This window comes from Pseudomonas sp. NCHU5216 (assembly GCF_052156495.1).
Taxonomy (GTDB): domain Bacteria; phylum Pseudomonadota; class Gammaproteobacteria; order Pseudomonadales; family Pseudomonadaceae; genus Aquipseudomonas.
Window position 1 is genome coordinate 47,053 of record NZ_JBQLIX010000030.1, and the last position, 21,598, is coordinate 68,650.

At 63.9% G+C, this 21,598-nt stretch carries 24 protein-coding genes; 15 read left to right on the forward strand and 9 right to left on the reverse strand.

The window, feature by feature from the left end; translation table 11 throughout:
- The first annotated feature begins 221 nt into the window (after nucleotides 1–221).
- From prmC to ACSVIK_RS18925, 6 genes are all read left to right on the forward strand, one after another.
- Entirely contained in the window at nucleotides 222–1,055 is an 834-nt protein-coding gene (gene prmC / locus ACSVIK_RS18900; protein ID WP_442445763.1) for a peptide chain release factor N(5)-glutamine methyltransferase, read from the forward strand.
- Between the two features lie 4 nt (nucleotides 1,056–1,059).
- Entirely contained in the window at nucleotides 1,060–1,812 is a 753-nt protein-coding gene (locus ACSVIK_RS18905; RefSeq protein ID WP_442445764.1) for a molybdopterin-synthase adenylyltransferase MoeB, read from the forward strand.
- Entirely contained in the window at nucleotides 1,802–2,590 is a 789-nt protein-coding gene (gene murI, locus ACSVIK_RS18910; RefSeq protein WP_442445765.1) for a glutamate racemase, read from the forward strand. Before ACSVIK_RS18905 ends, murI begins: the two co-directional genes overlap by 11 nt.
- A 95-nt stretch (nucleotides 2,591–2,685) precedes the next feature.
- A complete protein-coding gene (locus ACSVIK_RS18915) occupies nucleotides 2,686–3,201 on the forward strand; it encodes an acyloxyacyl hydrolase (protein WP_442445766.1) in 516 nt (171 codons plus the stop codon).
- Nucleotides 3,202–3,425: 224 nt separating this feature from the next.
- Nucleotides 3,426–4,418, forward strand: a complete 993-nt coding sequence (locus ACSVIK_RS18920) for a TerC family protein (protein ID WP_442445767.1) — start codon at nucleotides 3,426–3,428, stop codon at nucleotides 4,416–4,418.
- 32 nt (nucleotides 4,419–4,450) lie between these two features.
- Nucleotides 4,451–4,756: a hypothetical protein gene (locus ACSVIK_RS18925; RefSeq protein ID WP_442445768.1), complete on the forward strand. Its 306-nt coding sequence runs from the start codon at nucleotides 4,451–4,453 to the stop codon at nucleotides 4,754–4,756.
- Between the two features lie 206 nt (nucleotides 4,757–4,962).
- Here the strand turns inward: ACSVIK_RS18925 and rhlB are convergent, their stop codons facing one another.
- The 3 genes from rhlB to ACSVIK_RS18940 form a co-directional block, all read right to left on the reverse strand.
- Nucleotides 4,963–6,396 carry an ATP-dependent RNA helicase RhlB gene (gene rhlB, locus ACSVIK_RS18930; protein WP_442445769.1) on the reverse strand — a complete coding sequence of 478 codons (1,434 nt, stop codon included), beginning with the start codon at nucleotides 6,394–6,396 and terminating at the stop codon, nucleotides 4,963–4,965.
- Nucleotides 6,397–6,517: 121 nt separating this feature from the next.
- Nucleotides 6,518–7,456, reverse strand: a complete 939-nt coding sequence (locus ACSVIK_RS18935; protein ID WP_442445770.1) for a GGDEF domain-containing protein — start codon at nucleotides 7,454–7,456, stop codon at nucleotides 6,518–6,520.
- A gap of 231 nt (nucleotides 7,457–7,687) precedes the next feature.
- Complete coding sequence (locus ACSVIK_RS18940; protein ID WP_442445771.1) at nucleotides 7,688–8,347, reverse strand: alpha/beta hydrolase; 660 nt, start codon at nucleotides 8,345–8,347, stop codon at nucleotides 7,688–7,690.
- A 469-nt stretch (nucleotides 8,348–8,816) separates the two neighbouring features.
- Between ACSVIK_RS18940 and ACSVIK_RS18945 the strand changes: the two genes are divergently transcribed.
- The 4 genes from ACSVIK_RS18945 to ACSVIK_RS18960 all read left to right on the forward strand — a co-directional run bounded on the left by ACSVIK_RS18945 (nucleotide 8,817) and on the right by ACSVIK_RS18960 (nucleotide 12,976).
- Entirely contained in the window at nucleotides 8,817–9,845 is a 1,029-nt protein-coding gene (locus tag ACSVIK_RS18945; RefSeq protein WP_442445772.1) for an amino acid ABC transporter substrate-binding protein, read from the forward strand.
- Nucleotides 9,846–9,912: 67 nt separating this feature from the next.
- On the forward strand, nucleotides 9,913–11,091 hold the full coding sequence (locus tag ACSVIK_RS18950; RefSeq protein ID WP_442445773.1) for an amino acid ABC transporter permease: 1,179 nt from the start codon (nucleotides 9,913–9,915) through the stop codon (nucleotides 11,089–11,091).
- 10 nt (nucleotides 11,092–11,101) lie between these two features.
- On the forward strand, nucleotides 11,102–12,202 hold the full coding sequence (locus ACSVIK_RS18955) for an amino acid ABC transporter permease (RefSeq protein WP_442445774.1): 1,101 nt from the start codon (nucleotides 11,102–11,104) through the stop codon (nucleotides 12,200–12,202).
- Between the two features lie 9 nt (nucleotides 12,203–12,211).
- A complete protein-coding gene (locus ACSVIK_RS18960; RefSeq protein WP_442445775.1) occupies nucleotides 12,212–12,976 on the forward strand; it encodes an amino acid ABC transporter ATP-binding protein in 765 nt (254 codons plus the stop codon).
- 517 nt (nucleotides 12,977–13,493) lie between these two features.
- On the opposite strand, the gene ACSVIK_RS18965 is transcribed toward ACSVIK_RS18960, so the two are convergent.
- Entirely contained in the window at nucleotides 13,494–14,438 is a 945-nt protein-coding gene (locus ACSVIK_RS18965) for a GlxA family transcriptional regulator (RefSeq protein WP_442445776.1), read from the reverse strand.
- A 145-nt stretch (nucleotides 14,439–14,583) separates the two neighbouring features.
- Here ACSVIK_RS18965 and ACSVIK_RS18970 point away from each other — a divergent pair, with 145 nt between their 5' ends.
- From ACSVIK_RS18970 to ACSVIK_RS18985, 4 genes are all read left to right on the forward strand, one after another.
- The gene (locus tag ACSVIK_RS18970; protein ID WP_442445777.1) at nucleotides 14,584–15,054 is read left to right on the forward strand and encodes a nuclear transport factor 2 family protein; all 471 of its coding nucleotides are present in this window, start codon (nucleotides 14,584–14,586) and stop codon (nucleotides 15,052–15,054) included.
- Between the two features lie 259 nt (nucleotides 15,055–15,313).
- On the forward strand, nucleotides 15,314–16,033 hold the full coding sequence (gene pcsA / locus ACSVIK_RS18975) for a phosphatidylcholine synthase (RefSeq protein ID WP_268181719.1): 720 nt from the start codon (nucleotides 15,314–15,316) through the stop codon (nucleotides 16,031–16,033).
- Entirely contained in the window at nucleotides 16,030–16,311 is a 282-nt protein-coding gene (locus ACSVIK_RS18980) for a GIY-YIG nuclease family protein (protein ID WP_442445778.1), read from the forward strand. Before pcsA ends, ACSVIK_RS18980 begins: the two co-directional genes overlap by 4 nt.
- A gap of 62 nt (nucleotides 16,312–16,373) precedes the next feature.
- Entirely contained in the window at nucleotides 16,374–17,306 is a 933-nt protein-coding gene (locus ACSVIK_RS18985) for a glutathione S-transferase family protein (protein ID WP_442445779.1), read from the forward strand.
- 260 nt (nucleotides 17,307–17,566) lie between these two features.
- On the opposite strand, the gene eutC is transcribed toward ACSVIK_RS18985, so the two are convergent.
- Together eutC and ACSVIK_RS18995 are read right to left on the reverse strand one after the other, a co-directional pair.
- Nucleotides 17,567–18,376: an ethanolamine ammonia-lyase subunit EutC gene (gene eutC / locus ACSVIK_RS18990; RefSeq protein ID WP_442445780.1), complete on the reverse strand. Its 810-nt coding sequence runs from the start codon at nucleotides 18,374–18,376 to the stop codon at nucleotides 17,567–17,569.
- Between the two features lie 15 nt (nucleotides 18,377–18,391).
- On the reverse strand, nucleotides 18,392–19,786 hold the full coding sequence (locus ACSVIK_RS18995; RefSeq protein ID WP_442445781.1) for an ethanolamine ammonia-lyase subunit EutB: 1,395 nt from the start codon (nucleotides 19,784–19,786) through the stop codon (nucleotides 18,392–18,394).
- A gap of 73 nt (nucleotides 19,787–19,859) precedes the next feature.
- Here ACSVIK_RS18995 and ACSVIK_RS19000 point away from each other — a divergent pair, with 73 nt between their 5' ends.
- The gene (locus tag ACSVIK_RS19000) at nucleotides 19,860–20,189 is read left to right on the forward strand and encodes a hypothetical protein (protein ID WP_442445782.1); all 330 of its coding nucleotides are present in this window, start codon (nucleotides 19,860–19,862) and stop codon (nucleotides 20,187–20,189) included.
- Between the two features lie 20 nt (nucleotides 20,190–20,209).
- On the opposite strand, the gene ACSVIK_RS19005 is transcribed toward ACSVIK_RS19000, so the two are convergent.
- The 3 genes from ACSVIK_RS19005 to ACSVIK_RS19015 all read right to left on the reverse strand — a co-directional run.
- Nucleotides 20,210–20,530: a glutaredoxin family protein gene (locus tag ACSVIK_RS19005; RefSeq protein ID WP_442445783.1), complete on the reverse strand. Its 321-nt coding sequence runs from the start codon at nucleotides 20,528–20,530 to the stop codon at nucleotides 20,210–20,212.
- A complete protein-coding gene (locus ACSVIK_RS19010) occupies nucleotides 20,527–21,372 on the reverse strand; it encodes a polyphosphate kinase 2 family protein (RefSeq protein ID WP_442445784.1) in 846 nt (281 codons plus the stop codon). Before ACSVIK_RS19010 ends, ACSVIK_RS19005 begins: the two co-directional genes overlap by 4 nt.
- A 1-nt stretch (nucleotide 21,373) precedes the next feature.
- Nucleotides 21,374–21,598, reverse strand: a 225-nt coding sequence (locus ACSVIK_RS19015) for a nucleoid-associated protein (protein ID WP_442445785.1), incomplete at its 5' end; no start/stop codon positions are given.

The window sequence follows — 21,598 nt, forward strand, 5'->3', positions numbered from 1 at the left end:
CCCGGATGCAATCCGGGAAGAGTCGGCAACGAACGTTCAGGCCGCGTCGAACAGTTCCCTCTCCCCTCGGGGAGAGGGTTAGGGAGAGGGGGCGGCAGCCTGTAGGGTGCGCTGTGCGCACCGGTGCCCCGACTCACCCCATGAAAGAACCATAAGCTACAAGCCGCAACCGAATGAGGGCCAACTTGTCGCTTGAAGCTTGCCGCTCGAGGCCTTAACCCATGTCCACCATCGAATCGCTGCTCAACAGCGCCGACCTGCCCGACTCGCCCACGCCACGCCTGGACGCCGAGCTGCTGCTGGCCGCCGCCCTGGGCAAGCCGCGCAGCTACCTGCGCACCTGGCCGGAGCGCGAGCTGGAGGCGGATCAACTGGCGCTGTTCCAAGCGCATCTGCAGCGCCGCCGCCAGGGCGAGCCGGTGGCCTATATCCTCGGCCAGCAAGGCTTCTGGAGCCTGGAGCTGGAAGTGGCGCCGCACACCCTGATTCCGCGCCCGGACACCGAGCTGCTGGTGGAAACCGCCCTCGCTCTGCTGCCCGCCACGCCGCTGAGCGTGCTCGATCTGGGCGCCGGCACGGGCGCCATCGCCCTGGCCCTGGCCAGCGAACGCCCGGCCTGGCAGGTGACCGGCGTGGATCGGGTGGCGGACGCCGTGGCCCTGGCCGAGCGCAATCGCCAGCGCCTGCAACTGGGCAACGTCCGCTTCCTGCACAGCCACTGGTTCTCGGCCCTGAGCGGGCAGCGCTACGGCCTGATCCTGAGCAACCCGCCCTATATTCGCGCCGACGACCAACACCTCGCACAGGGTGACGTGCGTTTCGAGCCAAGCAGCGCGCTGGTGGCCGGTGATGATGGGCTGGACGATATCCGCGCGATCATCCAGGCTGCGCCAGCGCACTTGCTGCCAGGCGGCTGGCTGCTTCTGGAACACGGCTTCGACCAGGCCGAGGCAGTGCGCGAATTACTGGCTGTCGCAGGTTTCGCCGAGGTGCACAGCCGACGTGACCTGGGTGGCCATGAACGTATCAGTCTGGGGCGTTTCGACCATGAGTGAAACGATGTTGAACGATGACGAACTGCTGCGCTACAGCCGACAGATCCTGCTGAAGCAGATCGATATCGAGGGGCAACTGCGCCTGAAACAGGCCCGTGTGCTGATCGTCGGCCTGGGGGGGCTGGGCTCGCCCGTGGCGCTGTACCTGGCGGCTGCTGGCGTCGGCGAGCTGCACCTGGCCGACTTCGATACGGTGGATCTGACCAACCTGCAGCGGCAGATCGCCCACGACAGCGCCAGCATCGGCCAGGCCAAGGTGGATTCGGCCATGGCGCGGCTGGCGGCACTCAACCCGCACATAACGCTGGTGCCGCAGCGTCAGGCGCTGGATGCCGATTCGCTGGCTGCCGCTGTCAGTGGCGTCGACCTGGTGCTGGACTGCTCGGACAATTTCACCACCCGCGAGGCGGTCAACGCTGCTTGTTTCAAGGCAGGCAAGCCGTTGGTGTCCGGCGCGGCCATTCGCCTGGAGGGGCAGCTTTCGGTGTTCGACCCGCGCAACGATGCCAGCCCTTGCTACCACTGTCTCTACGGCCACGGCAGCGAGGCCGAGCTGACCTGCAGCGAGGCCGGCGTGGTCGGCCCGCTGGTGGGGCTGGTGGGCAGCCTGCAGGCACTGGAAGCGCTCAAGTTGCTGGCCGGTTTCGGTGAGCCGCTGGTGGGGCGCTTGTTGCTGATCGACGCGCTGGGCAGTCGCTTCCGTGAGCTGCGGGTCAAGCGCGACCCGGCCTGCGAGGTGTGCGGCAATGGCCGATGAGGCGCCGGTTGGCGTATTCGACTCGGGGGTCGGCGGGCTCTCGGTGCTGCGCGAGATTCGCCAGGCCCTGCCGCAGGAGTCGCTGCTCTACGTCGCCGACAGCGGCCACGTGCCTTACGGCGAGAAGAGCCCGCAATACATCCTCGAACGCTGCGTGGTGATCACCGAGCACTTGCTGGCGCAGGGCGCCAAGGCGCTGGTGCTGGCCTGCAACACGGCCACCGCCGCTGCTGCCGCCGAGTTGCGCGAGCGTTATCCGCAGGTGCCCATCGTCGGCATGGAGCCGGCGGTGAAACCGGCGGCGGCAGCCACACGCAGCGGCGTGGTCGGGGTGCTGGCCACCACCGGCACGCTGAAGAGCGCCAGGTTCGCTGCCTTGCTCGACCGCTTCGCCAGCGATGTGCGGGTGCTCACCCAGCCTTGTCCGGGGCTGGTGGAATGTATCGAGGCAGGAGCGCTGCAGGCGCCGGCCACGCGCGAATTGCTGCAAGGCTACGTGGCGCCGCTGCTGGCCGAGGGCTGCGACACGCTGATTCTGGGCTGTACCCATTACCCCTTCCTGCGCCCGTTGTTGCAGGAACTGGTGCCGCCGTCGATAACCCTAATCGATACCGGTGCTGCCGTGGCACGGCATTTGCGAACCGTACTGGAGCAGCGCGAGCTGCTGGCGACCGGCCCGGCGCTGCCGACGCGCTACTGGAGCAGTGGTGACGCCGCGCAACTTGGCCGAGTTTTGCCGGTTTTGCTGCATGAACAGGCAGAAGTGCTTGCAATATAGTGAATTTTTTTCCGATAAGGTTTTCTTTGATATCGGATGCTTCTATATCTTTCCAAGAGCTTGATGAAACCCTCTCACAGAAAAAGGAATTACTCATGAAGACGTTGTATGCCTTTGCTGCAGCTACGGCCCTTGCGTTCGGAACCATGGGGGCTGCGCAGGCGGCGGACGTGACCGCAGCCATCGGCCAGAGCGGCGACTCCACCATGGTCTACCGCTTGGGGGCGCAGTGGGACTGGAACCATAGCTGGCTGGAGAGCAGCTATGGCCGCCTGACCGGCTACTGGGATCTGGGTTACACCTACTGGGATGGCGACGAAACGTCGAGCAACCACAGCCTGTCCTTCGCGCCGGTGTTCGTCTACGAGTTCGCCGGGCAGAACGTGCGCCCCTACGTCGAAGCCGGTATCGGCGTGGCAGCTTTCTCCAGCACCGAGCTGGAGAGCAACGATCTGGGCTCGTCCTTCCAGTTCGAGGATCGCCTGGGCTTCGGCCTGCGCTTCGCCGGGCAGGAAATCGGCCTGCGCGCCATCCACTACTCCAACGCCGGCCTCAAGCAGCCCAACGATGGTGTCGAGGCCTATACCGTGCATTACCGCACGAGCTTCTAAGCAACCGATCGGCAAGCCACAGCGCCGCGCTCCCGAACAGGGAGTCGCGGCGTTTTTCTTGCCTGAGCCTGATTCGCGGTGGCGGAAATAACTTGCAAAACTCGCCCTGTTGAACGGCGCCGCTAGCCTGCCTATCGTTGCGCCCGTGATGCCGGGCCCCTCTGGCGGTTAACACCGCGATGTCGGAATCACAGTCTGTTCAATCTGACTGTAGGAGGGGCTCCATGACTGCCCTAGAACCGTTCCTCTTCGCCGACTTTCTCGGCACGGCCACCTGGTTGTGGCTGGTCTTCATCGCTGTCGTCATCTCCCTGCTGGCCTTCGACCTTGGCGTGCTGCATCGCGACAATCGCGAAATCGGCGTGCGCGAGAGTCTGTTGCTGTCGGCCGGCTACATCAGTGCGGGTCTGTTGTTCGGTGTCTGGGTGTTCTTCCAGAAAGGCGGCGACGCCAGCATGGATTACGTTACCGGCTTTCTGATCGAGAAATCGCTGTCGATGGACAACGTGTTTCTCATGGCCATGATTTTCAGCTTCCTCGCCATCCCGCGGCAGTACCAGCACAAGGTGCTGTTCTGGGGGATCATGGGCGTGCTGGTGCTGCGGGCGATCATGATCGGCCTGGGCGCGGCGTTGATCCACGAATTCGCCTGGATCCTCTACGTATTCGGCGCCTTCCTGTTCTTCACCGGCGTGAAGATGCTGTTCTCCAAGCTGGACGATGCGCCGGATCTGCAGAACAACATGCTGGTGAAGTTCCTGCGCAAGCACTTGCGCGTCACCGATGAGCTGCATGGCGAGCGTTTCTTCGTCCGCCAGAACGACGGCCAGGGGCGCAGCGTGCTGTGGGTGACGCCGCTGTTCCTGGCGCTGATCCTGATCGAGTGCGCCGACCTGATGTTCGCCATCGACAGCGTGCCGGCGATCTTCGCCATCACCCAGGATCCGTTCATCGTCTACACCTCGAACATCTTCGCCATCCTCGGCCTGCGCGCTCTGTACTTCGCCCTGGCCGCGTTGATCCACCGCTTTGCCTACCTCAAGTATGCGTTGGCCCTGGTGCTGGTGTTCATCGGCGCGAAGATCTTCCTGGTCGGCATCATCGGCAAGATCCCGGCCGTGGTATCGCTGAGCGTGACCCTGGGCCTGCTGGTCGGCGGCGTGCTGCTGTCGCTGTACAAGACCCGCGGTCAGCAGCCCAGCCAGATCGGATCCTGAACGACCTTTTCCATCATCGAAAGCGGAGAAGCATGATGCACGCACATGGGAAAAACCGCCTGGCGTTTGCCGCGCTGGGCATGGCGCTGATCACCCTGGTCGGTTGCGACGCCGCCGAACAGTCCGCACAGAAGCTGGCCGAAGAGGCGAAGAAGGAAGCCCAGGCGCTGATTCAGGAGTCGGTTGGCGAGGTGGTCGATGAGGTCAACCGCCAGGTCGATAGCTTGCAGGAGTCGAGCAAGCGTGTACTGGGCACGGCCGAGCAGGATGCAGAAGCCAAGGGCGAGGAAAAGGAGAGGGCTGACGAGCAGCCTGTCGAGCCGGGGGGGCAAACCTGATGGCAGGTGCGGATCGCGAATGAACTCGCTCCTACGGTTATGCCCCGTGCTCTGGGTGGTTGGATGCACAGGGCGGTAGGACTTATCCGCAAAAGGGGCTGGCGCCGAGGCTTCACGGCGCGCGAAACCAACCCGAGCATTTGCCTTCGGCCAATGAAAAAGGCGAAGCCTCGCGGCTTCGCCTTCATCTTCATGCCTTCATTGCCTCAGTGGCGTTTGGGCACCGGCTTGAGCAGTTCGTCCGGCGGCATTTCGCACTGGATCTTGCGGCCGATCAGCGCTTCGATCGGCGGCAGGGCGAAGGCGTCGTCCTCGCCGGCGAAGCTGATCGAGGTGCCGCTGGTGCCGGCGCGGCCGGTACGGCCGATGCGGTGCACGTAGTCGTCCGGGTCTTCCGGCAGGGTGAAGTTGATCACGTGGCTGATGCCGTCGACGTGGATGCCGCGGCCGGCCACGTCGGTGGCCACCAGCACGCGGATGTGCCCGGCGCGGAAGCCTTCGAGCACCTTGATGCGCTTGTGCTGCGGCACGTCGCCGGACATCTGCGCGGCGCTGACGCCGTCGCGGGTCAGGCGTTCCTCGATGCGCCGCACCTCGTCCTTGCGGTTGGCGAAGACCATCACCCGATCCCAGGCGTTCTGCGTGATCAGGTTGTACAGCAGCTTGTATTTGTCGCTGGAGGCCACGGCGTAGACGTGCTGCTCGACGGTGTCGCTGGCCACGTTCTCCGGCTCGATCTCGACGATGGCCGGGTTGACCGTCCATTGCTTGGCCAGGTTCATCACGTCGTCGGTGAAGGTGGCGGAGAACAGCAGGGTCTGGCGGTCACCCTTCATCGGCGTCTGGCGGATGATCTGGCGCACCTGGGGGATGAAGCCCATGTCGAGCATGCGGTCGGCTTCGTCGAGCACCATCACCTCGACCATGTCCAGGTGCACTTCACCACGCTGGTTGAAGTCCAGCAGGCGCCCCGGCGTGGCCACGAGGATGTCGCAGAAGCGCGATTCCAGTTGCTTGAGCTGCTTGTCGAAGTCCATGCCGCCGACAAAGCTCATGACGTTGAGCTTGGTGTATTTGGTCAGCTCGGCGGCGTCCTTGGCGATCTGCACCACCAGTTCGCGGGTCGGCGCGATGATCAGTGCACGCGGCTCGCCCATGTAGCGCTCTTTCGGCGGCGGGGTCTGCAGCAGCTGGGTGATGATGGAGATGAGGAAGGCGGCGGTCTTGCCGGTGCCGGTCTGGGCGCGGCCGATGGCATCCTGGCCCTTGAGGGTGTAGCCCAGTACGCCAGCCTGGATCGGCGTGCAGTAGGGGAAGCCGAGGTCGTGAATGGCGTGCATCAGCTCGGGGGCGAGCTTGAAGTCATGGAAGCGGGTCTTGCCTTCGGCGGGCTCGACCACGAAGTCTTCCAGCTTCCAGGTGTCCACCGGCTTGGCCGGGCGTTCGCGGCGCGGCTTGTCCGCCTTGGCCGGGCGCGGTTTGTCGCCGGCGGCTTCGCTGGTGTTGCGTGCAGGCTTGTTCTTGCGGGGCGCGTCGTCGCCGGCATTGGGGAGCGGGGCGGGTGCTGCGGTGGGGGACGGCGCCGGTTGTGGCTGCTCGTCTTCGGCTTTGCCGAACATTTTCTTGAGTGCTTTGAGCACGGGCTTCTCATCGACTGGTTAAGGAGTGAACGCCCGCCAGTGTAATGCAAGACGCGGGCGTGGCGAAGTGCTTCGCGCGCGTCTGTCAAGGGGCGGTTGGGCGGCCGTGAGCCGGAGCAGGTCAGCCGACCAGGCAGTTACGCCCCTGCTGCTTGGCCTGATACAAGGCGTCGTCTGCACGGGCGATCAGGCTCTGCAAGCTGTCTTTCGGGTTCATCAGCGCCAGGCCAATGGAGATCGTCACTCCCGGCAGCACGCCAAGGGGGGAATAGAAATCGTCGACCTGTGCCAGGCTCACGCGCAGGCGTTCGCCGATGCTGCGGGCCTCCTCGGCGGTGAGTTCCGGCAGGAGAATGACGAACTCTTCGCCACCGAAGCGCACCATGCTGTCCTTGGGGCGCAGTTGCTTGCGCAGGGTCTGCGCCACCAGGCACAAGGCGTAGTCGCCGGCCAGGTGGCCGTGCTGGTCGTTGTAGGCCTTGAAGTGATCGACGTCGAGCATCATCAGCGCCAGGGGCGCTTCATTGAAGGCGCAGCGGGTGCTTTCGCGCTCGAATACATGCTCCAGCCAACGCCGGTTGAAGCAGCCGGTGAGGGTGTCGACGTTGGCGTTCTGTTCGCTGTCGAGAATCAGCCGGTTGCCCTGGCGTACCCGCTTGCACAGCAGCTCCAGCAGGTTCTGCATCATCTGTGGTGACTGCTGGAACAGGGTGATCAGCGACTCGCGGTGCAGGCGCAGCACCGTGGTGGGCTGTTCCGCCACCACATAGGCGCTGGGGTGGTCGTTGTCGATGAAGCTGATTTCGCCGGCGCAGTCGCCTACTTCCAGGCTGCTCACGGCCTGGTTGTCCAGCGAACCGAGGTAGACGCGCAGGCGCCCCTTGACCACCAGGTACAGGTGCTGATTGCGGTTGAAGGGCGATAGCAGCACTTCACCGGCATCCAGATCGTAGGCACAGAATTCCTGCAGCAACAGATCGAGGCTGTCCAATGCAACCTTGTTGAAGAGTTGCAGATGTTTGATCTGCTGCAGGTCGACCTGCCAGTGTGCCAGTTTCATCGAGGCTTCTTGGGGCTGGCGGGAGTGCACGGCTGTAGAGCCGGGCGAACGCTCCCTGTTCTTCTGGTTTCTTGATGGCTCGACAGTATGCCGGGGGCGCAGCCCTGACAATGCTGGGCGAAACCCCGCCCGACCAGCGGTTGAAGATTATTTCAAGACTGTTAATCAGTGCGCGTCATTGCAATTTTTCATGCTGTAGGGCGTGCGGCCGGTTGCCTTCTGCGGCGCATCTCAGGCAGCGAGAAGCTGCATCAGCCACTGGGCGATGTCGCCAATCTCTTCCGGCACCACCTCGTGGCTCATCGGGTAGTCGCGCCACTCCACCGGCACCTGGCAGGCCTGCAGGCGCTCGAAGGCGGCGCGGCCCATGTCGGGTGTCACCACGTCATCGAAGCGGCCGTGCAGGCACAGCACCGGCAGGCCTTGCTGGGGCGCTGTCAGGCGCATGTCGCTGCTGAAGGTCGGGGCGTAGGTGGAGAGTGCCAGGACGCCGCCAAGCGGGCCGTCGTAGCGCAGGAAGGCGCTGTGCAGCACCACTGCGCCGCCTTGGGAGAAACCCGCCAGCACGATGCGTTCGGCGGCGATACCGCTATCGATCTCGGCTTCGATCAGGGCGATCACCTGGTCGGCGGACTCCTCCATCTGCGCCTGGTCGATGGCCCGGGCCGGGCTCATGGCGAGGATGTCGTACCAGCTCGGCATGCTCCAGCCGCCATTGATGGTAACCGGGCGGGTGGGGGCCTGCGGCAGGATGAAGCGGGTGCTGGGCAGGCGCTCCTGCAGCATTTCCGCCACCGGCAGGAAATCGTAGCGGTCGGCGCCCAGGCCATGCAGCCAGATGACACTGGCATCTGGGGTTTGCGGTGGCTGCAGAATCATGGGTGGGGTCATTGGTAGCTCCAGTGTGGTGCGCACGCTCGAAATTGGGGCGTCGCCTTTTGCAAAGGACGTCTAATCTGTGAACAAGTTGTCGCACGGCTGCAAATTTTGCTCTTGACCCTGATTTGTCCGGGCCAATGTCCAGTGCTGGTACGAGGCTTGCTAAAGCTGATTCGGACTGAGCACAGGGTGCGGTAACGGTAACACTGTGCCATTAGTGTCGCGCAACAGGCAGGTATCCGCAGTGTGGGATGCCTGGTAAGCCGCGAAGGGCATTCGCCTCAGCGGTATAAGAATGCGTCTTTGGCCCGTTCAACCAATGGGCAGGGCGGAGTGGGTCGGCCAATAGAGGGATTGCCGACCGGATTCGCCCGACGTTCGCGCTTCTGGTCGATCTCGCTGGCTGCAGCGAATCGCATGCCCCAAAAGGGTTCGGAGGCAGGATGGAGACGCCAACACAACAAGAGCACTGGAGGTTTTGATGAAGATGGTGAAATCCACCCTGGCTGCCGTGACCACCGCAGTCGTACTCGGTGTCAGCGGTTTTGCCCATGCAGGCGCCACGCTGGACGCAGTCAAGAAGAAAGGCTTCGTGCAATGTGGTGTCAGCGACGGTTTGCCGGGGTTCTCGGTGCCGGATGCCAAGGGTAACTATCAGGGTATCGATGTGGATGTCTGCCGCGCCGTAGCGGCTGCCGTGTTCGGTGATGCGAGCAAGGTCAAGTACAGCCCGCTGACCGCCAAGGAGCGCTTCACGGCCATCCAGTCCGGCGAAGTCGACATGCTCTCGCGCAACACCACCTGGACCAGCTCCCGCGACGGCGGCATGGGCCTGATGTTCACCGGCGTGACCTACTACGACGGCATTGGCTTTCTGGTGAACAAGAAGCTGGGCGTCGCCAGTGCCAAGGAGCTCGATGGTGCCACCATCTGCATCCAGGCCGGTACCACCACGGAGCTGAACGTTTCCGACTACTTCCGCGCCAACGGCCTGAAGTACACCCCCATCACCTTCGACACCTCCGACGAGAGCGCCAAGTCGCTGGAAGCCGGTCGTTGCGACGTGCTGACCTCCGACCAGTCGCAGCTCTATGCCCAGCGCATCAAGCTGGCCGCGCCGGACGAGTGGGTGGTGCTGCCGGAAGTGATCTCCAAGGAGCCCCTGGGCCCGGTGGTTCGCCGTGGCGATGAAGACTGGTTCACCATCGTGAAGTGGACCCTGTTCGGCATGCTCAATGCCGAGGAGCTGGGTGTGACCTCGAAGAACGTCGAGGCCATGGCCAAGGAAACCAAGAACCCGGACATCGCCCGTATGCTGGGTGCCGACGGTGAATACGGCAAGGATCTCAAGCTGCCCAACGACTGGCTGGTCAAGGTGGTCAAGCAGGTCGGTAACTACGGTGAGGTCTTCGACCGCAACATCGGTGCCGGCAGCGAGCTGAAGATCGAGCGTGGCCTCAACGCTCTGTGGAACAAAGGTGGTCTGCATTACGCACCGCCCGTGCGCTGATTGACCGACTTGTCGCCCGGCAGCCTCTGCCGGGCGATTTTCGTTCCGATATACCTGGGGCATTCCCATGCAGAAAAACATTGGCGCACCGCAAGGGTTCTCCCTTAGCGATCCACGTGTGCGTGCCTGGCTATTCCAGATCATCACCGTCGTGGCCGTGGTCGCGCTTGGCTGGTTCCTGTTCCACAACACCCAGACCAACCTGCAGAACCGTGGCATCACCTCCGGTTTCGACTTTCTCGAGCGCAGTGCCGGCTTCGGCATCGCTCAGCACCTGATCAGCTACACCGAGGCGGACAGCTACGCGCGGGTGTTCGTCATCGGCCTGCTCAATACCTTGCTGGTGTCCTTCATCGGCATCGTCCTGGCCACCGTGCTGGGCTTTCTCATCGGTATCGCGCGGCTTTCGCCGAACTGGATGCTGAGCAAGCTGGCTACCGTCTACATCGAGATCTTCCGCAACATTCCGCCGCTGCTGCAGATCCTCTTCTGGTACTTCGCCGTGCTCCTGCCATTGCCGGGGCCGCGCAACAGCATCAGCGTCAATGACGCCTTCTTTCTCAGCAACCGTGGCCTGAACATGCCCGCGGCCGTCGCCGCCGAAGGCTTCTGGCCGTTTGTGATCGGCCTGGCGTTGACCCTGGTGGCCATCGTGCTGATGGTGCGCTGGGCCAATCGGCGCTTCGAGGCCACCGGCGTGCCTTTCCACAAGTTCTGGGTTGGCCTGGCCATGATCCTGGGTATTCCCACCCTGGTTGCCCTGGTGTTCGGCAGCCCGGTGCACTGGGCGCTGCCGGAGCTCAAGGGCTTCAACTACGTCGGTGGCTGGGTGCTGATTCCCGAGCTGCTGGCGCTGACCATCGCCCTGACGGTCTACACCGCGGCCTTCATCGCCGAGAACGTGCGCTCCGGGATCAAGGCCGTCAGCCATGGCCAGACCGAGGCGGCGCGCTCGCTGGGGCTGAGCACCAGCGTCACGCTGCGCAAGGTGATCATCCCGCAGTCCATGCGCGTGATCATTCCGCCGCTGACCAGCCAGTACCTGAACCTGACGAAGAACTCGTCGCTGGCGGCCGGTATCGGTTACCCGGACATGGTGTCGCTGTTCGCCGGTACGGTGCTCAACCAGACCGGCCAGGCCATCGAGGTAATCGCCATCACCATGAGCGTCTATCTGGCCATCAGTATCAGCATTTCCCTGCTGATGAACTGGTACAACAAGCGCATTGCGCTGATCGAGCGGTGAGGGCCTGCGCATGAGCACTACGCATACGTTCAAACCGGATCTGCCGCCGCCGAGCACCAGTGTCGGCCCTGTGGCGTGGATGCGGGCAAATCTGTTCTCCAACTGGCTGAACACCCTGCTGACCTTCTTCGCCCTGTACCTGATCTGGCTGACCATACCGCCCGTTCTGCAATGGGCGTTCATCGATGCCAACTGGGTCGGTACGACCCGCGCCGATTGCACCAAGGAAGGCGCTTGCTGGGTGTTCATCCAGTCGCGCTTCAGCCAGTTCATGTACGGCTTCTACCCCAGCGAGCTGCGCTGGCGGGTCGACCTGACCGCCTTCCTGGCCATCATCGGTGCCGCGCCGCTGTTCTTCAGCCGCTTTCCGCGCAAGGCGCACTACGGCATCGCCTTCCTGCTGATCTACCCGCTGGTGGCCTACTGGCTGCTGCACGGTGGTTTCTTCGGGCTGCAGAACGTGCCCACCAGCCGCTGGGGTGGCCTGATGCTGACCCTGGTGATCGCCGCCGTCGGCATCGCTGGCGCACTGCCGTTGGGCATCCTGCTGGCGCTGGGGCGGCGCTCCAACATGCCGGCGGTGAAGGTGGTCTGCGTGACCTTCATCGAGTTCTGGCGTGGCGTGCCCTTGATCACCGTGCTGTTCATGTCCTCGGTGATGCTGCCGTTGTTCCTGCCCGAAGGCATGAGCTTCGACAAGCTGATGCGCGCGCTGATCGGGGTGATCCTGTTCCAGTCGGCCTATATCGCTGAGGTGGTGCGCGGTGGCCTGCAGGCCATTCCCAAAGGCCAGTACGAGGCCGCTGCCGCCATGGGCCTGGGCTACTGGCGGATGATGGGCCTGGTAATCCTGCCGCAGGCGCTCAAGCTGGTGATTCCGGGCATCGTCAACACCTTCATCGCCCTGTTCAAGGACACCAGCCTGGTGATCATCATTGGTCTGTTCGACCTGCTCAACAGCGTCAAACAGGCCGCTGCCGACCCGGCATGGCTGGGCATGGCGACCGAGGGGTACGCCTTCGCGGCCCTGATCTTCTGGATTTTCTGTTTCGGCATGTCCCGCTACTCCATGCACCTGGAGCGCAAGCTGGATACCGGCCACAAGCGTTGAGGACCCAACATGAAAGAAGCAAGCAAAGCCCCCGGCGCGGCTGAAGGCATCATCCAGCTCACTGGCGTGAACAAGTGGTACGGGCAGTTTCACGTGCTCAAGGACATCAACCTGAACGTCACCCAGGGCGAGCGCATCGTCCTCTGTGGGCCGTCGGGTTCGGGCAAATCCACCACCATTCGCTGCATCAACCGCCTGGAGGAGCACCAGGAGGGGCGCATCGTGGTCGATGGCACCGAGCTGACCCGCGACCTGAAGAATATCGAGACCGTGCGTCGCGAAGTGGGCATGGTGTTCCAGCACTTCAACCTCTTCCCGCACCTGACCGTGTTGCAGAACTGCATCCTCGCGCCGATGTGGGTGCGCAAGATGCCCAAACGTCAGGCCGAGGAAATCGCCATGCATTTTCTCGAGCGTGTGCGCATTCCGGAGCAGGCGCACAAGTATCCAGGCCAGCTTTCCGGTGGTCAGCAGCAGCGCGTGGCGATTGCCCGTGCGCTGTGCATGAAACCGAAGATCATGCTGTTCGATGAGCCGACCTCGGCGCTTGACCCGGAGATGGTGAAAGAGGTGCTCGACACCATGATCGGCCTGGCCGAAGACGGCATGACCATGCTCTGCGTGACCCACGAGATGGGCTTCGCCCGTACCGTGGCCAACCGGGTGATCTTCATGGACAAGGGCGAGATCGTCGAGCAGGCTGATCCCGATACTTTCTTCACCAACCCGCAGAACGAGCGCACCAAGCTGTTCCTCAGCCAGATCATTCATTGATTCTGTCTGTCGTGAAAAGGGGAGCCTGCGGGCTCCTTTTTTCATTGTGTTGGGAACTGTTTGATTGAGACTGGATTGGCAAGTCTGTTTGATCTTGTCGTCTTGCGTTCTCACTCCTGCACCGTTCCGGTCAGCCTCCTGAAGGGGGCATTCGCGCGACCGGGACGCAGTATGCCGTTGGTGGGAGTATTGGGCGTAGGTTGTGGTGCCGAACTGGACATGGCCCGGCGGACTGTTCGCTGGCGCTCCTGAGTCCGCCCTACGGCTGCCAAGGAGTGGCGTAGGAGCGGGCGGCGATCCGTTCGCGAAGCGGCGCGTAGGGCGTACTCGCGAAGCAGTACGCCGTTGGGGCAGGGGGTTACCTAAGGTTCAGGCGCGTGCAGAGCCCGTCCAGGAGGGCGAAACCAAAAACATCAGCAAAAGCGCGGCAATACGGAACAGACACCAGAACAACTCACACCGTATTGCCAGTCCGGTATCACGACCAACTTCCCCTCCAATCCGCAATAAACCATTCTCAACCGCTACGCTGCATTCGCTTGCGAAAGGCGCCTGGTGTCTCCCCGCAGAATTGCTTGAAACGCTTGGCGAAGGTGGCCCGGTCGGCGAAACCCACTGTGCTGGCGATGCGTTCCAGTGTCTGCCGCGAGTCGGCCAGGGCCTGCTGGGCTCGGCTGATACGCAGGCGCTGCAGGTAGTCGTTGGGCGTCAGGCCGGTGGCTGTCTTGAAGCGGCGCAGCAGGGTTCGGGGCGAACAATGGGCCTGTTGCGCCAGGCGCTCGAGGTCGAGGGCCTCGCCATGATGTTCCTCCAGCCACTGCAGCAAGGGCGCCAGCACGCTGTCACCGAGCGCCGGCAGCAGCGGGGCGAAGCGTGTCTGCAGGCCGCGCTGGCGTTCCACCACCAGGGCGGCGGCCACCTGCTGCGCCAGCTCATCGCCGGCATGCCGGGCCACCAGATGCAGGCACAGGTCGAGCCCGGCCTGGGCGCCCCCGGAGCAGAATATCGGGCCATCCTCGGTGAGCAGGTGTTCGCTGTGTAGGTGCACGCCGGGAAAACGTCGGGCGAAGGCATCGGCCAGGGCCCAGTGGGTGGTGGCGCGGCGCCCTTCGAGCAGGCCGGCGGCGGCGAGCAGGAAGGCGCTGCTACACAGGCTGGCGACCTGCTGCTGGCGCCGCTGCGCCAGCCAGGGCAGCAACGCGGCATTGGCCTCCAGCGTGCGCGTCACCGCACTGCCGGTGGCTGGCAGGATCAGCAGGTCGGCCTGCTCGGCCAGTTCCAGGCCGCCATCGACCATGATCTGGGCGAAGTCCAGGCGTACCGGCTGGCCATCGAGGCTGAAGCGCTGAAGCTGAAAGCGCGGCGCGCCGGCCAGGTGGTTGGCCAGGCCGAAGCTGTCCTGCGCCATGCTCAGGCTGGAGCAGACGGTTTGCGGGCAGACATAAAGGGCGATGCGTAGCATGGCGTCACCTGTGAAACGGTTTGGCGATTATTGACACAAAGTTGTCTTTATCGCCAGTCGCCAGCTTCTGCACTCCGGGGCAGACTGGTCGACATCGATAATCAGCGCCTGCAGTCATTCGCCCAGCCACCACCAGGAGCCATGCATGAGCCACCCCAATGCCGACCTGATCACCCGTTTCTACACGGCTTTCCAGAACCGCGACGCCGAGGCCATGGCCGCTTGCTACGCTGAGGACGTGCGTTTTTCCGACCCGGTATTCGCTGATCTGCATGGCGCCGAGGCGGGGGATATGTGGCGCATGCTGTGCAGTCGTGCCGAAGGTTTCTCGATGACCTTCGATTCGGTGCGCGCCGATGAGCAGACCGGCAGTGCCCGCTGGGTGGCGAGCTACCGCTTCAGTGCCACGGGGCGTCAGGTGGTCAACCATATCCAGGCGCACTTCGTCTTTCGTGATGGCCTGATCGTCGAGCACCGCGATCACTTCGATCTGTGGCGCTGGACGCGCCAGGCGTTGGGGGCCAAGGGGGTGCTGCTGGGCTGGCTGCCGCCCGTGCAGAATGCCATTCGTCGACAGGCGGCACGGGGGTTGGCGCAGTTTCGTGCGTCGCGCTAACAGGCTGTTGAAAAACTACCTGCGTTGCCATTGCTGCGTTAAAAACAACCTCGCGTGCGAGCCCAGTCAAAATGCTCATTTACAACTCGTAAACTGCGCTTTTTCGGCTGTTTTTGTCTTGCACTGGCTGCCTCGCCTACGTTTTTCAACAGCCTGCTAAGGCGGGCGAATGAACGCAGTGGTAGGCTAACCGGTCTCAGCTTTCAATGAAGAGTGCGCACATGGGGTGCCGCAACTCCACTGCCTATCGAGACCTGCCGTGACCCAACTCATCGTAGCCGTAAAACAGGCCAAGGCCTGGGGCGTTCATGCCGTCACCGCCAGTGGTGTGATCCTCGCGCTGCTGGCGTTGCTTGCCGTCCTCGACGGCCAACCCAAGCAATGCCTGCTCTGGCTCGGCCTGGCCCTGCTGGTCGATGGCCTCGACGGTTCGCTGGCGCGACGCTACGACGTCAAGGGCGTGCTGCCGCACTTCGATGGCTCGACCCTGGATCTGGTGATCGACTACCTCACCTATGTGTTCATCCCGGCGATCTTCCTCTACCGCTTCATTCCGCTGCCGGATTACACCCCCTTGTTCGCCGTGGGGTTGATCCTGCTGTCTTCGCTGTTCTGCTTCTGCAACCTGAACATGAAGAGCCAGGACAACTACTTCGTCGGCTTCCCAGCGGCCTGGAACGTGGTGGTGCTGTACTTCTACATCCTCGATATCCACCCCTGGATCACCCTGGGCATGATCGTGCTGCTGGCCGGCCTGACCCTGACCAAGATGAAGTTCCTGCACCCGTTCCGCGTGCGTCAGTTCATGCCGCTGAACATCGTCGTGACCTTCGTCTGGATGCTTTCCAGTGCGCTGCTGATCCTCAAGTACCCGCACAATTCCGTGTGGCAACTGGGGCTGTGGTTCGCCGCTTCGGCCTATTTCGTCGGCATGTGCCTGTGGCGCTCGGCGCGTGAGTGGTTCCCGGCACGCGGATGACAGCGGCAACGGACAAGCCCTGGTTCGTCTACCTGGTTCGCGCCGCCAACGGCGCCCTGTACTGCGGCATCAGCGACGATCCGCAGCGGCGCTTCGCCCAGCACCAGGCAGGCAAGGGTGCGCGTTTCTTCCATACCAGCCCGGCGCTGGCGCTGGCCTACGTCGAAGCCTGTGTCGGCAAGGGCGACGCCCTGCGCCGCGAACGGGCGATCAAGCGCCTGAGCAAGGCCGCCAAGGAAGCGCTCATTCTGGCCATTGATGGTGGCGCATCAGCCTAAGAGAGTGTGCGCCTGCCGCCGCTGCGGTTAAGCTGAACGCTCAATCTGCCCAGGAGCGCGCCATGCACGAGCTGATTCTGCACCACTACCCGACCTCGCCATTCGCCGAGAAGGCCCGCCTGCTGCTGGGCTTCAAGCAACTGTCGTGGCGCTCGGTGATGATCCCGCCGGTGATGCCCAAGCCCGACCTCACCGCCTTGACCGGCGGTTACCGCAAGACGCCGGTGCTGCAGGTAGGCGCCGACATCTACTGCGACACCGCGCTGATCGCTCGCCGACTTGAGGCCGAGAAGGCCACCCCTGCGTTGTATCCCGAGGCGCAGGCGTTCAATGTCGCCAGCTTCGCCCAGTGGGCCGACTCGGTGGTGTTCCAGCATGCCGTGGCGCTGGTGTTCGCCCCCGAATCCATGGCGCTGCGCTTCGCCAAGGTGCCCGCGGAGTTCGTCAAGGCCTTCATGGCCGACCGAGGTGCGCTGTTCGCTGGCGGCAGTGCCAGCCGTCTGCCGCTGGAGCAGGCACGGCATCAGTGGCCGGTGATCATGGGGCGTCTGCAGCAGCAACTGCGCAGCGGTGGTGACTTCCTCTTCGGCGAGGCGAGCATCGCCGACATCGCCCTGGCACATTCATTGTGGTTCCTGCGTGGCACGCCGGTGACCGCACCGCTGGTGGATGATTATCCGGAAGTCGCTGCCTGGCTGGCGCGGGTGCTGGACTTCGGCCATGGCTCGTTGAGCGAGATGAGCAGCGAACAGGCCATCGCCGTGGCTCGCGAGGCGACACCTGCCGCCCTGCCGGACGAGGCCTTCGTCGACCCCAACGGCTTCCAGCCTGGCCAGGCGGTGAGCATCGCCGCCGTGGATTACGGCGTCGACGCGGTGGAAGGCGAGCTGCTGTTCGCCGGGCGCGAGGAACTGATCCTGCGCCGCGAGGACGAGCGCGCCGGCACCCTGCATGTGCACTTCCCGCGCATGGGCTTTCGTATCGAGGCGCGTTGATACCAGGCTGCCTGGCTGCGCGCCGTTCGTGGTGACGTTGCGCACTTGTAGGAGCGAGCTCTGCTCGCGAAGCTTTTGTCGCCCCTTGGGTTCGGAGCAGAGCTCGCTCCTACGGATTAGTCCGTAGCCCGGATGAAATCCGGGGGCGGCGTGCCAGGGATTCCCGGATTGCATCCGGGCTACGTGGGTGGTCAGTGCGTAGGGTGGATGACGCTTTTTTCATCCACCAAGGTGCGTACCGTAGGCACTGACCAACCGTCTCAACGCTGATCGGGCAACAGGAAATTCCCCGGCCCGGCGTTGTCCAGCGTCGGCACTTCGGCTTCGTCCTTGAGCTCGACCCCCGAGAGCTGCCGGCGGCAGGCTTCGCGCATCAGGTACAGCAGGCGGAAGGTGGCCATGCCGTAGCTCAGGCCCTCCAGGCGCACGTTGGAGATGCAGTTGCGGTAGGCGTCGTTGAGGCCGACCTTCGGCCCATAGGTGAAGTACAGGCCCAGGCTGTCCGGCGAGCTGAGGCCAGGGCGTTCGCCAATAAGGATGACCGTCATCTTCGCGCCCAGGCGCTCGCCGATTTCGTCTGCCACCGCCACCCGACCCTGTTCCACCAGGGTGATGGGCGCCAGCGACCAACCCTCTGCCTGCACCTGTTCCAGCAAACGTTCGAGAAACGGCAGGCTGTGCTTTTGTACGGCCAGGGATGACAGGCCGTCAGCAATGACGATGGCCAGATCGTAGCCCCGACCATGTTCTGCGGCGTAGTCATCGAGCTGCTGTGCGGCATCTTCGTGCAGGCGGCGCCCCAGATCCGGGCGTTGCAGGTAGGTATGGCGGTCTGCGGCGGCGCTGTGCAGCAGCAGGGTGGGCAACTGGCGTTCGTGCAGCGCCTCGCGCAGGGCGGCGTGGTCGAATGGCAGGTGCACGGCGTCGCGCGCCTGGGCGTGGGCGAACTGGAAGTCCAGTTGCGCAGCGGTCGGCAGGCTGGTGCCGGCACGGCCCAGGGCGATGCGGGCTGGCGTCAGTTGGCGCAGATGCTGCCAGGGGTTGGCGGTAGCGGGGGACTTTTCGCTCATGACGACCTCCGATGATCAGGACAATTGGGCCAACGCCTGGCGAAATGCCGGCGGCAGTTCCTCGCCCATGCGCAGTTGCCCGCCCTGCTGCTGGAAGATGCCCATGCGCGCCAGCCAGGCCTCGAACTCCGGTGCGGCGTGCAGGCCAAGCACCTTGCGCGCATACAGCGCGTCGTGGAACGAGGTGGTCTGGTAGTTGAGCATCACGTCATCCGAGCCGGGAATGCCCATGATGAAGTTGATGCCGGCGGCGCCGAGCAGGGTCAGCAGGGTGTCCATGTCGTCCTGGTCGGCTTCGGCATGGTTGGTGTAGCAGATGTCGCAGCCCATGGGCACGCCGAGCAGCTTGCCGCAGAAGTGATCCTCCAGCCCGGCGCGGATGATCTGCTTGCCGTTGTACAGGTATTCCGGGCCGATGAAGCCGACCACGGTATTGACCAGGAACGGGTTGAAGTGGCGGGCCACGGCATAGGCGCGGGCTTCGCAGGTCTGCTGGTCGACGCCATGGTTGGCATTGGCCGACAGCGCGCTGCCCTGGCCGGTCTCGAAGTACATCAGGTTGTTGCCGAGGGTGCCGCGCTTGAGGCTCAGGCCGGCCTCATAGCCCTCCTGCAGTACCTTGAGGCTGACGCCGAAGCTGGCGTTGGCCGCCTCGGTGCCGGCGATGGACTGGAACACCAGATCCAGTGGCGCACCACGTTCGATGGCGGCGATGGAGCTGGTGACATGGGTCAGCACGCAGGACTGGGTGGGAATCTCGTAGCGCTGGATCACCGCATCGAGCATCTCCAGCAGGGTGCACACCGCGCTCATGCTGTCGGTGGCCGGGTTAATCCCGATCATGGCATCGCCGTTGCCGTAGAGCAGACCGTCGACCACGCTGGCGGCGATGCCGGCCGGATCGTCGGTGGGGTGGTTGGGTTGCAGGCGGGTGGACATGCGCCCGCGCAGCCCCTGAGTGTTGCGAAAGCGGGTGACCACGCGGGTCTTTTGCGCCACCAGCACCAGATCCTGCACGCGCATGATCTTCGACACCGCCGCGACCATCTCCGGCGTCAGGCCAGGGGCCAGCGCCTTGAGGCTGGCCTCATCGGCAGCGTCGCCGAGCAGCCAGTCGCGAAACCCGCCTACCGTGAAGTGGCTGACCGGGGCAAAGGCCTGGGCGTCATGAGTGTCGATGATCAGGCGGGTGACTTCGTCGCTCTCATAGGGGATCAGCGCCTCCTGCAGGAAGTGCTTGAGCGGCACCTCGGCCAACGCCATCTGTGCGGCGGCGCGCTCGGCGTCGCTGCTGGCGGCGACCTCGGCCAGGTAGTCGCCGGAACGTGCCGGGGTGGCCTTGGCCATCAGCTCGCGCAGGCTGTCGAAGCGCCAGCTCAGGTTACCGATGCTGTGGGTGAAACTTGCCATGTCGTTCCTCCTGTCGCGGCCGCTTCCGGGCGAGCGCTTGGGCTTGTCAGCGTAGCGAGGGTGCGGTGTGTGCGTGGCCGCCATCGGCAATGCACAGAGGGTAGATGAAAGCCGCGCCGATCACGAGCTGTGGGGTGAGCCGAAAGGCGGTGCCCAGCACCACCGGAATCAATCGTTCGTCCTGGCAGCCGTGGGCAGGCTCAAGCCGATATTCCAGGCAGGATCAATGCCAACACTGGGGCATGTCGCGCTGGGCTGGCGACAGGTCATGTGCGATTGGGGCAGGCAGTTGGCGCGAGCGCGCAGGCAGCTACCGATGCGCGCCCAGGGGCTGTTGAAAAACTATCTCGGCTTTGGCTTCCTGCCTCGCTCTAGCTTCTGCATCCATGCAGCCGTCGCCTAGGTTTGCAACGGCCTGCTTGGTCAGTAGGCGGCACGAATCGCCGTCGGGTTGTAGCCCTGGATGATCTGGCCGCGCATGTCGAGCACCGGGATACCGCGGCCGCCGATGGCATCGTACTGGCGCCGGCCGATGGCGTCCTTCTCGATGTCCACTTCGCGGTAGGCGATGCCGTCAGCCTGCAGCAGCTCGCGAGTCTTGGCGCAGTAGCCGCACCAACTGGTGGCATAGAGCACGATCTCGCCACTGGCGTTGCCGGCCTGTGGCGGGTTCAGCCAACGGTCGATCTTGCCCCAGTTCTGCCACAGGGCCAGGGCGGCGAGAATCAGCAGAATCTTCTTCATCGTGTGGGATCCTTGTGCGCCGAAGCGGCTTGCAGTTCGGCCAGGCTGAAGGGGGCCGGGCGATCCGGCCAGTTCAGGTGGAGCCTTTCCAGTTCACGTGCCAGCAGGCTGGCGACCAGCAGATCGCGTAGCCAGCGCCTGTGCGCGGGGATTACATACCAGGGGGCGCCGGCCACATGGCTGGCACTCAATAACCTGCTCCAGCGTAGCTGGCGTTCGTCGAACTGGCGATGGGTGTGCAGGTCGCTGATCTTGAGCTTCCAGCGCTTCTCCGGCCGCTCCAGACGCTCGACCAGGCGCTGGTATTGTTCGGCCCGGTCGATCTGCAGGTAGCACTTGAGCATGACGATGGAGCGGGCAGGCAACTGCTCCTCGAATGCTCTCAATTCGGTCAGGCGCGCCGGCAGTTCTTCCTCACTGCACAGACCATCGAGCGGATCGCAGATCAGTGCCTCGTAGTGGCTGCGGTTGAACACGCCGAGCATGCCTGCCGCCGGCAGGCGCTGGCGATAGCGCTGCAGGAAGTGTTGCTGGCGTTCCTGGGCCGTGGGGGCCTGAAAACCGTGCACGCTGACGCACTGGGGATCGAAGGCGCTGACCACACGGCTGATGACACCGTCCTTGCCACTGCAATCCGGCCCTTGCAGCACCAGCAACAGGGCCTGGCGCCGGTTGGCCCAGAGGCGCCGCTGTTGCGCCAGCAGCCAGGGTTTGAGATGCGCCAAACGGGCCTTGGCTGCATGCTTGTCGAGGCCGAAGGTGCGCGCGGGGTCGCCGGCCAGCGGGGCGTCTGGCTGGCATAAGCAGGCATCGAGCCACTCGTCCGCCAGGCGCGTATCCATGTCAGTCCTGGCGCCGCTTGAGCTGATCCTTCAACTGGGTCGGCAACTGGCGAATGATCAGCATGTCACGGCCCTCGTCGTACTCGACTTTCGAGCCCAGCAGGTGCGCCTCGAAGCTGATCGACAGACCTTCGGCGCGGCCAGTGAAGCGCTGGAACTGGCTCAGGGTGCGTTTGTCCGCCGGAAATTCCGGGGCCATGCCGTAGTCCTTGTTGCGGATGTGCTC